The organism is Modicisalibacter luteus DSM 23508 (assembly GCF_000378505.1).
Taxonomy (GTDB): Bacteria; Pseudomonadota; Gammaproteobacteria; order Pseudomonadales; family Halomonadaceae; genus Modicisalibacter; species Modicisalibacter luteus.
In genome coordinates this window covers 34,962-48,386 of record NZ_KB900002.1, presented here as the reverse complement: position 1 = coordinate 48,386, position 13,425 = coordinate 34,962, and the positions used below count along the sequence as shown (strand labels likewise).

At 62.1% G+C, this 13,425-nt stretch carries 13 protein-coding genes and 1 pseudogene; 6 read left to right on the top strand and 8 right to left on the bottom strand.

The genetic code is table 11. The features are described 5' to 3' along the window. The first annotated feature begins 96 nt into the window (after window positions 1–96). From fnr to F568_RS26240, 4 genes are all read left to right on the top strand, one after another. Window positions 97–846: a fumarate/nitrate reduction transcriptional regulator Fnr gene (gene fnr, locus F568_RS0118270; protein ID WP_019020211.1), complete on the top strand. Its 750-nt coding sequence runs from the start codon at window positions 97–99 to the stop codon at window positions 844–846. A gap of 364 nt (window positions 847–1,210) precedes the next feature. Further along, on the top strand, window positions 1,211–1,396 hold the full coding sequence (locus F568_RS0118265; protein WP_019020210.1) for a hypothetical protein: 186 nt from the start codon (window positions 1,211–1,213) through the stop codon (window positions 1,394–1,396). A gap of 150 nt (window positions 1,397–1,546) precedes the next feature. Then, window positions 1,547–2,926 carry an oxygen-independent coproporphyrinogen III oxidase gene (gene hemN / locus F568_RS0118260; RefSeq protein ID WP_019020209.1) on the top strand — a complete coding sequence of 460 codons (1,380 nt, stop codon included), beginning with the start codon at window positions 1,547–1,549 and terminating at the stop codon, window positions 2,924–2,926. A 124-nt stretch (window positions 2,927–3,050) separates the two neighbouring features. Next, window positions 3,051–3,449: a pyridoxal-phosphate dependent enzyme gene (locus F568_RS26240; RefSeq protein ID WP_019020208.1), complete on the top strand. Its 399-nt coding sequence runs from the start codon at window positions 3,051–3,053 to the stop codon at window positions 3,447–3,449. Here the strand turns inward: F568_RS26240 and F568_RS25830 are convergent. The 5 genes and pseudogenes from F568_RS25830 to ytfE form a co-directional block, all read right to left on the bottom strand. Continuing rightward, window positions 3,440–3,952 carry an MBL fold metallo-hydrolase gene (locus F568_RS25830; protein WP_019020207.1) on the bottom strand — a complete coding sequence of 171 codons (513 nt, stop codon included), beginning with the start codon at window positions 3,950–3,952 and terminating at the stop codon, window positions 3,440–3,442. The two genes, F568_RS26240 and F568_RS25830, sit on opposite strands and share 10 nt — an antisense overlap. A 127-nt stretch (window positions 3,953–4,079) precedes the next feature. Next, window positions 4,080–4,262, bottom strand: a pseudogene (locus F568_RS25825) (MBL fold metallo-hydrolase); the annotation flags it as partial. Window positions 4,263–4,475: 213 nt separating this feature from the next. Next, a complete protein-coding gene (locus tag F568_RS0118245) occupies window positions 4,476–4,865 on the bottom strand; it encodes a SirB2 family protein (RefSeq protein ID WP_019020205.1) in 390 nt (129 codons plus the stop codon). A gap of 135 nt (window positions 4,866–5,000) precedes the next feature. Beyond that, the gene (locus F568_RS0118240) at window positions 5,001–7,292 is read right to left on the bottom strand and encodes a nitric-oxide reductase large subunit (protein ID WP_019020204.1); all 2,292 of its coding nucleotides are present in this window, start codon (window positions 7,290–7,292) and stop codon (window positions 5,001–5,003) included. 120 nt (window positions 7,293–7,412) lie between these two features. Next, window positions 7,413–8,135: an iron-sulfur cluster repair protein YtfE gene (gene ytfE, locus F568_RS0118230; protein ID WP_019020203.1), complete on the bottom strand. Its 723-nt coding sequence runs from the start codon at window positions 8,133–8,135 to the stop codon at window positions 7,413–7,415. 188 nt (window positions 8,136–8,323) lie between these two features. Here ytfE and norR point away from each other — a divergent pair, with 188 nt between their 5' ends. After that, entirely contained in the window at window positions 8,324–9,844 is a 1,521-nt protein-coding gene (gene norR, locus F568_RS0118225; RefSeq protein ID WP_019020202.1) for a nitric oxide reductase transcriptional regulator NorR, read from the top strand. A gap of 19 nt (window positions 9,845–9,863) precedes the next feature. Here the strand turns inward: norR and F568_RS0118220 are convergent, their stop codons facing one another. Genes F568_RS0118220 through F568_RS0118210 form a run of 3 tightly spaced genes read right to left on the bottom strand, consistent with a single transcriptional unit; the run spans window position 9,864 to window position 12,583 of the window. Then, on the bottom strand, window positions 9,864–10,589 hold the full coding sequence (locus F568_RS0118220) for an anaerobic ribonucleoside-triphosphate reductase activating protein (protein WP_019020201.1): 726 nt from the start codon (window positions 10,587–10,589) through the stop codon (window positions 9,864–9,866). A 48-nt stretch (window positions 10,590–10,637) separates the two neighbouring features. Beyond that, window positions 10,638–10,823, bottom strand: coding sequence for an anaerobic ribonucleoside-triphosphate reductase (nrdD, locus tag F568_RS0118215; protein WP_019020200.1), 186 nt, complete (start codon window positions 10,821–10,823; stop codon window positions 10,638–10,640). 29 nt (window positions 10,824–10,852) lie between these two features. After that, window positions 10,853–12,583 (bottom strand): ribonucleoside triphosphate reductase, encoded by a 1,731-nt coding sequence (locus F568_RS0118210; RefSeq protein ID WP_019020199.1) that lies wholly within the window; start codon window positions 12,581–12,583, stop codon window positions 10,853–10,855. Between the two features lie 155 nt (window positions 12,584–12,738). Here F568_RS0118210 and ubiT point away from each other — a divergent pair, with 155 nt between their 5' ends. Continuing rightward, window positions 12,739–13,194 carry a ubiquinone anaerobic biosynthesis accessory factor UbiT gene (ubiT, locus tag F568_RS0118205; RefSeq protein WP_019020198.1) on the top strand — a complete coding sequence of 152 codons (456 nt, stop codon included), beginning with the start codon at window positions 12,739–12,741 and terminating at the stop codon, window positions 13,192–13,194. Window positions 13,195–13,425 lie beyond the last annotated feature (231 nt).

Below are 13,425 nucleotides of genomic sequence, written 5' to 3'. Positions count from 1 at the left end.
CGACTACCTATAAAGGGCTATCGGGGCTGAAGCGGGAATTGAGTAACATCATGTTCATGACGTTGCGGGGCCCCCCGCAGGAAGGAGAGATTCGCCATGACCCGTATTGCCACGCTGAGTGAAACACGCAGCAACTGCCACGATTGCCGTCTGCGCTCACTGTGCCTGCCCGATAACCTGTCGAAGGAAGACATCGGCGAATTGGACAGCATCGTTCAGCGTCGCAAGCCGGTCGCCCGTGGCGCCTATCTGTTCCAGGCCGGTCAGCGTTTCAACTCGATCTTTGCGGTGCGTACCGGCTCGGTGAAAGCATCCACGCTGCTGGCCAACGGCGACGAGCATATCTCCGGCTTCCACCTGCCGGGTGATGTCATCGGCCTGGATGCCATCGTCTCGCGCGATCATCCCTCGACCGCTATCGCCCTGGAATCGACCAGTGTCTGCGAGATACCCTATGCCGAGCTGGAAAGCCTGGGGGACCGCCTGCCGACCCTGCAGCACCAGCTGGTGCGGATCATGAGTCGCGAGCTGCTCGCCGAGCAGAGCACCGGGCACCTGTTGACGCGCCGTGCTGCCGAGCAGCGCCTGGCCGTCGTGCTGCTCAAATTTTCCGAGCGCTTCGCCAACCGTGGCCTGTCAGCACTGCGTTTCCGCCTGCCGATGTCGCGCCTCGATCTAGGAAATTACCTGGGCCTGGTGCCCGAGACTATGAGCCGCACCTTCCGCCGCCTGGAGGAGCAGGGGCTACTCAGCATTGCCGGCAAGGAGATCGAGATCGTCGATGTCTGTGCCATAAAGGCGCTGGCCTACGGCAACAATGAAGGCGACCTGGCTGCCAAGGCGTAAGCCACCAATCCCTGCTGCAACCCAAACGAGTACCGGAGCGAGCAATGTTCGCTCCGGTAGCCGGCCAGGCCTGATTCCTGGACTGCAATCCCGCTCCGCAAGACCGCACCGCTCCCGCTTCACGCTGACAGTGGGTGAACTTCACCCAACAGGGTAATTTTTACCTTGGTTGTGTGGGGTAGTTACTACCCATCCGCAAAAAAGACCTGCCTTTTCAGTCAGCTAATAGCTGGCACGCTTCCTGCAAACCATTGATAGCTCTGCGTTGGCAGGCCGGCCATCAGCAAGGCGGCTCATTATCCAAACTGCTCGTGAGCCTGGCCTCGGCCTGCCGCCCCCTATCCAGTCGTTACGGAGCGTCGCCATGAAGAAATGCACACCTGAGCTCTCCTTGCAGGAAGACCGGCCCTACTGGCCCGACGAGAATGAACCGCTGTCCTCGGGCAGGCCCTACGCTGACGGGATCGAGCCCTGCGCCTGTCTGCTCTCGGAAACCAATATCCTAGGAACATTGGCCAGAGACTTTCAGGCGGTATTCGGTAGTGCCTGAGCCTGCCTGTGGCCGGGCTGCTGCATGCCGCCTTGATGGTTTCGGCCTGACCGAGATCAAGCCATGCCTCGTCTCGGCGTGACTTGAATCAACGCCGGGCGGCGCGTCGGTCGCTAAAGTGAAGCTGTACACGCTCACTTTGGTGACGAGATGGACCGCCCCACGAGTTTCGATCCTGCCCTGCTGGGCAAGTACGACCAGCCCGCTCCGCGCTACGTTACCTATCCGCGGCGGGCTCGCTTTTGCGAAGCCGTCTCGGCTGCCGACTACCTTCAGGCGGCTCAGGCCAGCAACGAGGATCCGATCCCCAAGCCGCTGGCAGCCTATATCCACGTGCCGATCTGCCATCGACGCTGCCGTCACTGCACGGTCGACGGCATCGTTATGCACGAACCCGATACAACGGCGCGTTACCTCACGTACCTCAAGCGTGAAATCGCCCTGCAGGGCGCGCTCTACGACCATGACCGGCCCATTGAGCGGCTCTCCATCGGTGGCGGTACGCCGACCTGCCTGTCCGATGTCCAACTGGCCGATCTGCTCAACACCCTGCATCGCCACTTCGGGCTCGAAAAAGGGCCGTCGCGGGATGTCTCGCTACAGATCGATCCGCTCAATATCGCCCTCGAACGCATGGCTACCTTGGCCGCACTGGGCTTCAATCGGCTCAACTTCGGTGTCCGTGCTCTCGACCCGCGGGCACAGCGGGCCATTGATCGTTCGTTGGGTGTGGATCGCCTGGTCGAACTGGTTGATGCGGCTCGGCGGGCGCGCTTCCAGACCCTGGGAGTCGACCTGATACTGGGACTACCGGGACAGTCTCCCCAAGGTCTGTCGGCTGCACTTAGGGCCCTGACCGAACTTCGGCCCGAACGCATCGGCTTTTACCGCCACTCCCAGACGCAGCCAGGACGCCTGCTGGCGAGCGACGCGGGGCTGCTCTTGCGGGAGGCAGCACTGGCCCTGTTCGGGGCGGGAGTGACGCAACTGACGGCAGCGGGCTACGTACACCTCGGCATGGGCCAGTTTGCCTGGCCCACCGATGCCTTGGCCGTCGCCCAGCGCAACGGCAAGCTACTGCGCGACACGGAGGGCTACACCGCCCAGGCCGATGCCGACCACATCGGCCTGGGTGCCGGGGCGATCGGTCATGTCAACGGCAACTATTACCAGAACGCCTTGGCACTGCCACGCTACTATGTCCGCCTGGATGCCGGCGACCTGCCTATCTGGCGGGGGTTCGAGCTGGGGGCTGACGATCTGCTGCGCCAAGATGTCATTCGGCGGCTGATGGGCGAAGGACGGGTGCGCTTCGCCGATGTCGAACGGCGCCATCGCATCGTGTTTCGCAATTACTTCGCCCCTGAGCTGGTGGCACTGCAGCCCCTGGCTGAGGATGGCCTGGTCGAACTCCAACGCGGGGCGCTGTTGCTGACCCCGGCAGGTCATCTGCTGATGAATCGCATCGCCATGATCTTTGACAGTAGCCTCAATGAACTGCAGCCGCGCCGCCTACAGATGCTTCGTTAAGGACGCGGCAGAAAGGGCGGAGTCCGGTCCGCTCTGTTCATGATGCCCCTAGGCCCGCATAGGCTGGTATCGTGGCTCGGCGGAGTCCCGTTCCGCGGGCTCAACGACAATGACAGGAGCTTGCATGGCACGCATCTATGACGATAACTCCCTTTCCATCGGGAATATGCCGCTGGTACGGCTGGGCCGTTTGGGGTACGGCAATGTGCTGGTCAAGACCGAGGGGCGCAATCCCGCCTATTCGGTGAAGTGCTGCATCGGCGCGAGCATGGTCTGGGAGGCCGAGCGCCAAGGGCTACTCAGGGCCGGCAAGGAAATCATCGAGCCCACCAGCGGAAATACCGGTATTGCGCTGGCATTACTCCGGCGAGCGCTACCTGCCCAGCGCGCTGTTTGCCGGCATGTTCGACGCGTCATAACTGGGCACCTGAACCGCCGAGTTACGGCCCGCCTCGAAGGATGGCGGGCGGTAACAGGAACTGAGACGCTGGCTGTCGCTATCGGAGGCCAGCGCTACTCATAGACGTCCAGATCGTCGGCCAGTCGGACTTCGCCGCTGTAGTCGCGCTGGATCTCCTCCACTACCGTCTCGATAGGGGCGCCGTAATGCAGTACGTGAGTGAGCACTAACAGGTCCGGCTGGGCCTGGTTGGCGAGTTCGGCCAACTCGTTTGTCAGTGTATGAGTGTACTGATGATAGTCCTGCCACTGTTTCGGTAGGCCCTCCCAGCCCGTGCGGCTGATGACCTCGTGGGCCAGAATGTCGGCACCTGCTGCCTGTTTCTCCACTTCCTGGTTGATCGAGGTATCGCCGGAAATCACCACGGTCTTGTCGGGGGTGGTGACCTTGTAGCCATAGGCCAAGTCCCAGTCGCCATGGGAAACGGGGAAGGCTTCCACCTGGATATCCTCCGTCTCGTAGACCGTGCCGGGCTGATCGAATTCGGTCACTTCGGCATAGGCGGCGTCGGGATTGGTGACAGGACTCTTGTCCTTCAGGCGCGTCTCGGTATCCGCCGCCAGCATGGTACATGCCTTCACTCATTCCCTGTGTTCCCTTGGGTCCAATGACCTGCAGCGGGTTTTCGCGTCGCCACCAATAAGTGCCCAGCAGCGCCGGGTAGTCCAGCACGTGGTCACTGTGCAGGTGGGTCAGGAACAGGTGCTCGATGTTCGTGGGGTACAGTGCATCGATGCCGAGCCTCTCGGCGGCTTGCGTGGCGCGCTCGACGACGCCGGCACCCACGTCGAAGAGATAGGCTTCACCGTCATGGATGACTGCAACGCCTGCGCCGGCGCGCTCACCGTTGGGCACCGGAGTACCCGTGCCGAGCATGACGACCTGAGTGTCTGCCAAGGAGGAGTGGGCAAAGGCCGTCAGCAGAGCAGAGAAGGAGAGCGACAGGAAGGAGTGGTGTTTTCTCTCGGGCAGGAATCTCTTTTTATTGTTTAACGAACCAGTGTGCGCGTAACGCGCACTGGTTCGCTTAGCCTAGCAGGCTACTCATACCCGAAAATGGCACTTTCGTTGAATGCCATACTCGGCGGTTCAGACTTGCATCCACCACGACCAAGGGTGATGCGACAGCGCCGCCCCGACGATGTACACAAAGATGGCGATGGCGACGAGGGATGCCACGGCGCGGATCGTGGGTGTCTTTCCACGCTTGATCGCCAGTGTACCAATGACGATGTAGGCCACCAGGCCGACCAGCTTGGCCGCCAGCCACGGGTGCTGCGTCGGCCAGGCGCGCAGCATGATCATCAGCGTAATCCCCGCGGCCAGAAGTATTGTATCGATCAGGTGCGGTAATACCTTCACCCAGCGCCGTTGCAGTTGCGGCGATTCGCGCACCGACCACCAGGCGCGCAGGCTGAAAAGCGCCAGGCTGAGGCCGGCGGCAGTCATGTGGATATGCTTTATCAGGAAGTAATCCATGAGTGTCCTCGTGAAATCGACTCGGTAAGTGCATTGCGTTGCGCCATGTCAGGATTCTGCTTGGCAATCGCCCAGTAAAAAAGGATGGCCGCGAGGGCCATCCTGAAATCGTTGCTTGGTATGTTCTGCCGTGCGTCAGGCTGAAATCTTGCCTTTGGCCTCGATGCCGGCGCTTCCGGTCGGCTGCGGTTGTGTGCGTCCGAGCAGGGCGGAGACGACCTGCCAGGCCACCGCCAGGGCGCCGACGATGAAGACTACGTCACCGATGGTGCGGATCCAGCGCAGGGTCTCCAGCAGCGGCTGCTGCATGAAGGCTTCGCTACGGGCATACCACAGACCTTCGCTGGCGCTGGCAAAGAACTGGATGATACCGACCGGCAGCAGGCTGGTGAACAGCATCAGTACCAGGCCCGCGTTGAGCCACCAGAAACCGACCTTCATCAGACGCTCGTTGAATACCAGGTTCGGCTTGATGTAGCGCAGGATCAGCAGGGTGAAGCCCAGCGCCAGGAAGCCATAGACACCGAACAGGGCTGCGTGTGCGTGAGTCGCGGTGGTGTTGAGGCCCTGGATGTAGTACAGCGCGATCGGCGGGTTGATCATGAAGCCGAGCACCCCGGCGCCGAGCATGTTCCAGAAGGCCACGCCGACGAAGAACAGCAGCGGCCACTTGATGTTTTCCATCCACGGAGCGCGGTTCTTGAGGCTCCAGTTCTCCCAGGCTTCGTAGCCGAGCACGACCAGCGGGACGACTTCCAGCGCGCTGAAGGTGGCGCCGAGCGCCATGACCGGGGTAGTGGTGCCAGAGAAGTATAGGTGATGGAAGGTGCCGGGGATGCCGCCGAGCATGAACAGCGAGGCCGAAGCCAGGCTGGCAGTGGTAGCGATGCGGCGAGAGACCAGGCCCATGCTGCAGAAGATGAAGGCCAGTGCAGTCGTTGCGAACACCTCGAAGAAGCCTTCCACCCACAAGTGGACGATCCACCAGCGCCAGTATTCCATCACGGAGAGGTGAGTCCGCTCGCCGTAGAAGAAGCCGGCACCGTAGAACAGGCCGATACAGACCACCGAGGCGGTGAGCAGACCCAGCAGGTGCTTGTCGCCGGGCTGACGCAGGGCGGGCACGATGCCGCGCAGCATCAGCACCAGCCAGAAGGCGATGCCTGCGAACTTGCCGATCTGCCACAGGCGGCCCAGGTCGACGTACTCATAGCCCTGGTGACCCAGCCAGAAGTTGAGGTTCTCCGGCATGATCTGGGCAATCGCCAGGTAGTTGCCGGCAAAGGAGCCCCCGACCACGGCAACCAGCGCCCAGAACAGGATATCCACACCCAGTTTCTGGTATTTCGGGTCCTTGCCGCCGTTGATGATCGGTGCGAGGAACAGGCCGGCAGCGAGGAAGCCGGTAGCGATCCAGAACAGCGCGCTCTGGATGTGCCAGGTGCGCAGCAGGGTATAGGGGAACCACTTGGACATTTCGATGCCGTAGAACGTCTGGCCTTCCACGGTGTAGTGCGCAGTCGCGCCACCCAGAAATACCTGGAAGGTGAACAGGCCAACGACCAGCAGCAGGTACTTGCCCAGTGCCTTCTGCGATGCAGTCAGGGCGATGGTAGTCAGCGGATCCTGGATCGGTGCGGCAGGCTCGGTTTCGTCTTCCTTGCGCAGGAAGGCCCAGGCCCAGATCAGCAGGCCGACACCGGCGATCAGCAGCACGATACTGGCCAGCGACCACATGATGTTTTCTGCGGTCGGGGTGTTGTCGATCAGCGGCTCATGCGGCCAATTGTTGGTGTAGGTGGCGTCGCTTCCGGGTCGCTCGGTAGCAGCGGCCCAGGCGGTCCAGAAGAAGAAGTCGGCCATCTGCGCACGGCGCTCGGCGCTCGGCAGCGTGTTCTCCTTCATGGCATAGCTTTCGCGGGTGCCCCGAAGTGCCAGGTCATCGCTGAACAGACGGCTATAGTAATCGGCAGTCTGGGCCATGGCCTGGGCCCGACGCTCGGACACGACGACCGTGTCGCTGGCGGCATCCAGGGTGTTGGTGCGGTATTCCTGCTTGAGTTCGAACTCGAGCTGGTTCTGCTCGGTTGGGCTCAGCGAGGCATAGGGTGCGCCATAGGTAGCTTCGGCAGCCAGTTCCAGCCAGGCCACCAGCTCGCGGTGCAGCCAGTCGGCGGTCCAGTCCGGCGCCTGGTAGGCGCCGTGGCCCCAGATCGAGCCGAGTTGCATACCACCCACGGACTGCCAGGCGGTCTGGCCATCAAGGATGCCTTCCTCGGTCATCAGCAGCTCGCCGTTTTCCGTGACGACCCGGTCGGGTATCGACGGCGCTTCGCGATAGACTTCCTTGCCGAAGTACCCCAGCAAGGCAAAAGAGATACCCAGGACCAACAGTAGCAGGCCCCAGAGTTTGCGGTAGCTAGCCATGCTGAACCTCCTGCGCATTGGCCTGATCGTTGATTGCTGTGAATGACATGTTGCGGTTCCTGACAGTGACGTAATGGCGGCGACTATACGGTGTCACCGACCGGCAAAAGTTGCGTTCGATCATGTTTGGGGTGTCTCGGCAATAACCGGCGAAGCGGGTACTGGCTCACCTGCCAGGCCTTGGCTGGCGGTGGCCCGCTCGAACAGCACGTTGTTCTCCAGATGGATGTGCTGCATCAGGTCCTCGCGGAATTCGCGCAGGCCGGCATATAGCGCTCGCCACGTGGTGCAGGCACCCTTGGGTGTCTGGATGTCGTTGGTGAGCGCCATCAGCCGGGCCAGGGATTCGCCGTGCTCGTCGTGCTCGAAACGCATCACGGCAATCGGCCCGTGGACGTTATGGGCGAGGCCGCGCTTGAGCATGGGGAACAGGATCATCTCCTCCTTCTGCATGTGGCTCTCCAGTTCCTGATGCATCCCCTCGAGGTGGTCGGCCAAGCCGTTGGGGCAACCTCCTCGCTCTCCGTGGACGTGCTCGACGCGCCGCGCCAGGCGGATCAGCTCGGGCATCTGCTGGCGATGTACGGCGTGATAGCGGGTCAGGATGTGATCGATCAGTTCGCTGAGGCTGGCGTCCTGCCAGTCGCGCTCGCCGGGCTGGCTGGCGGGCAGCGCTTCCAGGGCGGCGACGAGACGCGCGAGATCGGCGTCGCGGCCGAAGAGCGAATCGCGCAAGGTAGTGCGGCCACCGCAGCAGAAGTCGATGCCGTAGTCATGAAATATCCGGGTAGCGCCGGGCAGTTGGCGGGCCAGTTGGCCGACGGGCTGGTCGAGAAGGGTCATGGCGTGCTCCAGTGATAAGTCTGTATCCTTCTATTGCACGCGGCGTGCCAACTTTTAAGTCGTTGATTGGGCTTGAGTATTATTGATCGCGGTCAATTCTACCCCGCGCAGGGAGGGTGATAATGACCTTGGCTCGGTGGTTTCTACCTCGCCGCCCCCGTCCGCCATGATCCGTCAGGAGCCCTGCCATGCTGGAAGATGTCGTGCTTGCCGATCTCACCGCCGAACTGCCCAGTGCAGTACGTCTACAGCGGCTGGTCAGAACCCTGCGTGAGTACTTTCGCTGTGGCGCGGTGGGGCTGCTGCGCCTCGATGGCGATGCGCTGTGTCCGGTGGCGGTCGATGGGCTGGTGCGCGAGGCGCTGGGGCGACGTTTCGTGGTAGCCCAGCACCCGCGTCTGGCGGCGATTCTTGCCCGCCGCGAGACGGTGGCCTTCCCGCCCGACTCATCCCTGCCCGACCCCTACGATGGGTTGGTCGGCAATCATGTCGGCGACCCCTTGCCGGTACACGATTGCATGGGCATCAGCCTGCATATCGAAGGTAGCTTGTGGGGGGCACTAACCCTGGATGCGCTCACACCCGGCACCTTCGATGAGCGTGCGCAGGACGACCTGCAACGTTTCACCCTGCTGGCCGAGGCCGCCGTGCGCATGACTCGCCTGGAGCAGGACGTGTGTCGCCTGCGCCTGGCGCGAAGCGATACTGCCAGGGATATCCGTGAACGTCAGGAGGACGAGATCATTGGTCAGAGCTCAACCATTCGTCAGTTGCTAGATGAGCTCAAGGTGGTGGCGGATTCCGAACTGCCCGTACTGCTCACCGGAGAGACCGGCGTCGGCAAGGAACTGTTCGCCCGTCATCTTTACCAGAATTCGCAGCGTCGGCGGCGCCCGCTGATTCAGGTCAACTGCGCAGCGTTGCCGGAGTCGCTGGCCGAGAGCGAGCTGTTCGGCCATGTGAAGGGGGCTTTCTCAGGGGCGGGCAATGCCCGTGCCGGGCGCTTCGAGGCGGCTGACGGCGGAACGCTGTTCCTGGACGAGGTCGGCGAACTACCGCTGTCCATCCAGGCCAAGCTGCTGCGCACGCTGCAGAATGGTGAAATTCAACGCCTGGGCGAGGATGAGCCGCGCCACGTCGATGTTCGGATAATTGCCGCCACCAACCGCAACCTGCATGACAGCGTGCGTGCCGGGCACTTTCGCGCCGACCTCTATCACCGGCTCTCGGTCTATCCGGTACCGATCCCGCCGCTGCGCGAGCGGGGCAGCGACGTACTGGTGCTGGCCGGGCATTTCCTCGAGCTCAACCGGGCCCGCCTGGGGGTGCGTAGTTTGCGGCTGTCACCGGCCGCAGAAAATGTGCTGAGTGGCTACGACTGGCCGGGCAACGTGCGCGAACTCGAACACGTCATCAGCCGGGCGGCGATCAAGGCGCTCAGCCACGGCGCGCGCCGCGAGGACATTGTCACGTTGGAGCCTGGACTGCTCGATCTACCGCTGACCGCTTCTACCGCCCCGGACGTGACGGTGACGCCATCCCGGGACGCTCCGGTGGAAGCACTGCACGACAGCGTGGCGCGCAGCCAACGCCAAGCCATCCATCATGCCCTCGAGCGCGCCGACGGCAACTGGTCGGCAGCGGCGCGGCTACTCGAGGTCGATTCGAGCAATCTTCACAAGCTGGCGCGCCGGTTGGGCATCAAGTAGCGACGAAATGTCATTCAGGCTAACGACGCACCGTGAGTTGCTCGAAGTGCGGCGTGAGTCGCGATACCAGCATGTCCACGGCATGCGCGGTTGGGGTGCCGGATAGGGCTACGGTGTAGTGAGGATCGAGGCATTGTTCATGGCGGGCAATCTGCAACACGTAGCGTCGCACCCCGCAATCTGCCAGCGATAGAGCGAGTTTTTCCACGTCGCGCAAATGGAAATCCTGCCAGTGCACGGTGGTGCGGCATTCCAGTTCGACCTTCGCATCCAGTAACAGTGCCAGGCTCTGGGCGTTGCGACGCCACATGCCTTGTCGGCCACAGACACGATCGAAGTCCGGTCCCCAGCCCTTGATGTCGAGCCCCACCCAGTCCAGCCAGGGCAGCGCCTGAGCCAAGCGCTCAGGATAGACGCCCGCCGTGTGCAATCCGGTAGCAAAGCCACGCTGCCTGATGTCACGCAAGGCCGGTGGCAGGTCGCGGTGCAGGGTCGGCTCGCCGCCGCTGATTACCACGCCTTCCAACAAGCCCTGCCGGTGGTCGAGAAAGTCGCAGACGTCCTGCCATTCATAGGGCTCGCCCCGGCGAGGCGGGAGCATATGAGGGTTGTGGCAGTAGCCGCAGCGCAGCGGACAGCCTTGGGTGAATACCACGCAGGCCAACCGCTCGGGAAAGTCCAACGTGGTCATCGGCGTCAGGCCGGCGACCGGCAGGCAAAAGCGGCGGGAATCAATCACTTCCATGGTCATGTCTCCTGGAGCGGGGGTGGTCCCCCGCCCGCGGAATTCCGTTTATCCCTGGCCGACCTGCATGGCGAGGGCTTCCTCGAAGTGGCGTCGATCCTGGTGTTCGGCACGCTTGCCCGGATTGAACTGGCTGACCGGACGGTGATAGCCCATCACGCGGGTCCAGACCTCACAGCGCTGGCGAACTTCGCTGGGCAGGGCGTTACGATCGATATCGGCAAAAGCCGTCATGATGATTCTCCTTGCTTGGGTGAAAAGGCTCAGCATGCCGCTTCGGTGCAGGCCGAGGCCCGTTGTGCCAGCAGTACGTCGTCGCACCGCGGGCAGAATTCGTGTTCTCCGGCCAGGTAGCCATGCACCGGGCAGATCGAGAAGGTTGGCGTGATCGTCAGGTAGGGCAGCCGGAAGCGCGACAGCGCGGTGCGTACCAGTTGCTTGCAGGAGTGCGCACTGGAGAGGCGCTCACGCATGTACAGGTGCAACACGGTACCGCCGGTGTAGCGTGTCTGCAGCGGGTCCTGGTGGATCAGCGCCGCGAATGGATCGTCGGTATGGCCAACCGGCAACTGGCTGGAATTGGTGTAATAGGGTGCTTCGGCGCTACCGGCCTGGAGAATGCCGGGGAAACGCTTGGCATCTTCCTTGGCAAAGCGGTAGGTGGTGCCCTCTGCAGGTGTCGCCTCAAGGTTATAGAGATGACCGGTGCTCTCCTGGAATTCACGCAGCCGGGCACGAACATGATCGAGGAGGGCCAGTGCCATGTCGCGGCCCTCGTCATCGGCGATGTCGATCCGGTCGCGTGTGATGTTGCGCACCATCTCGTTGAGGCCGTTCACGCCGACGGTCGAGAAATGGTTGTGCAGCGTACCCAGATAGCGCCGGGTGTACGGGTAAAGCCCTTCATCCATCCACTGCTGAATGACCCCGCGCTTGATCTCCAGACTGTCGCGGGCCAGATCGAGCAGACGGTCCAGTTCACGGCAAAGACCGGCCGGGTCATCGGCAAAGCGATAGCCCAGCCGGGCACAGTTGATCGTCACTACGCCCAGTGACCCGGTTTGCTCGGCGGAGCCGAACAGGCCGTTGCCACGCTTGAGCAGCTCGCTGACATCGAGCTGCAGGCGACAGCACATCGAGCGCACCATGTGCGGCTCGAGATCCGAATTGAGAAAGTTCTGGAAGTAGGGCAGACCGTACTTGGCAGTCAGCGCGAAAAGGCGCTCGGCGTTGGCACTGTCCCAGTCGAAGTCATGGGTAATGTTGTAGGTAGGGATCGGGAAGGTGAATACCCGACCCTGGCGGTCGCCCGCTTCCATGACCTCCAGGTAGGCCCGGTTGAGCATGTCCATCTCAGCCTGAAGATCGCCGTAAGTGAAGGGCTGCTCCTCGTCGCCGATGACCGGGACCTGCTGGCGTAAATCTTCGGGGCAGACCCAGTCGAAGGTCAGGTTGGTGAATGGCGTCTGCGTGCCCCAGCGCGAGGGTACGTTGAGGTTATAGATGAATTCCTGCATGGCCTGGCGCACGGCCGGATAATCCAGCCGATCGCGCCGCACGAACGGAGCGAGATAGGTATCGACGGAACTGAATGCCTGCGCCCCGGCCCATTCGTTCTGGAGTGTCCCCAGGAAATTGACCATCTGACCCAGGGCGCTGGACAGATGTCTGGGCGGATCGCTCTCCGCACGATCGGAGACACCATTGAAACCTTCGAGCAGTAACTGGCGCAGCGACCAGCCGGCACAATAGCCGCACAGCATGTCGAGGTCATGGATATGCAGAGCCCCCTGCCGATGCGCCTGTCCCATTTCATGCGTATAGACCCGGTCGAGCCAGTAATTGGCGATCAGCTTGCCGGAGGCATTGAGAATCAGACCGCCCAACGAATACCCCTGGTTGGCATTGGCCTGTACGCGCCAGTCTTCTCGGTCCAGGTACTCCTCGACCGTGGCGGCAATGTCGAGTCGGTGCGGGGCAGCATCAGCAGGCATGGTGAATCCTATGTGTGCGATACGTTAAGGCATTGATGTACTACATGTTGTGCCTAGACTAGGCCGGCATACTGTTCCGGGCATTGATATATGTCATGCCGAGTGGCGATGGCCGGTGGCACGATGGGCACCATTTGATCGCGAGGAAAGCCGCCATGTCGTTGCCGTTGCCATCACCGTCGTCGCTGCTGCGAACGCTTGATCCCAGGGTCCCACTGAGCGTCAAGCGATGCTTGGTCGAGCCGCTGCTCAACCGGGCCTATGCCGCACCCTTGGCCGAGGGCGAGTTCGACGATCTCGAGGGGCGCCGTGTGGGCTTGGCCATCGAGGATCTGGGCATTGCCCTTGGGTTGTCGGTCGAGCGCTCTCGCCTGGTACTGGTCGATGCGGCACCCGAGGTCGTCATCTGGGGTGGCTGGCGCGAGTTTTTATGCCTGGCTACGCGCCGCGAGGACCCCGACGGACTGTTCTTTCAGCGCCGTCTGGTCATCGAGGGGGATACCGAACTGGGGCTGACGGTCAAGAATCTGCTCGACGGGCTTGAGGAAGGCATTGCCCAGGGACGGTTGGGCGATTGGCTCTTACGCCTCGAACGCTTGGCCAATCGTTGATCCATGAACCGTTTCTTCTATTTGAGATCGTCCAAGGGTTAACCCGTCGTTGTTATCGAAGTGGTGCCCTCAAGCCTCGTTAGTAAAATGCGACTGAAGCGCATCATTGGCTGTGGACTACATGACTGTGCCCTGATTTAAGTCAAGGCTTCTTTGGTCGCATTCTGGTCTGATGAAATCTCTGAACGCCTAGACAGGGCGCCGGGCCGGCATGCCCGGATCCAGCGCCGG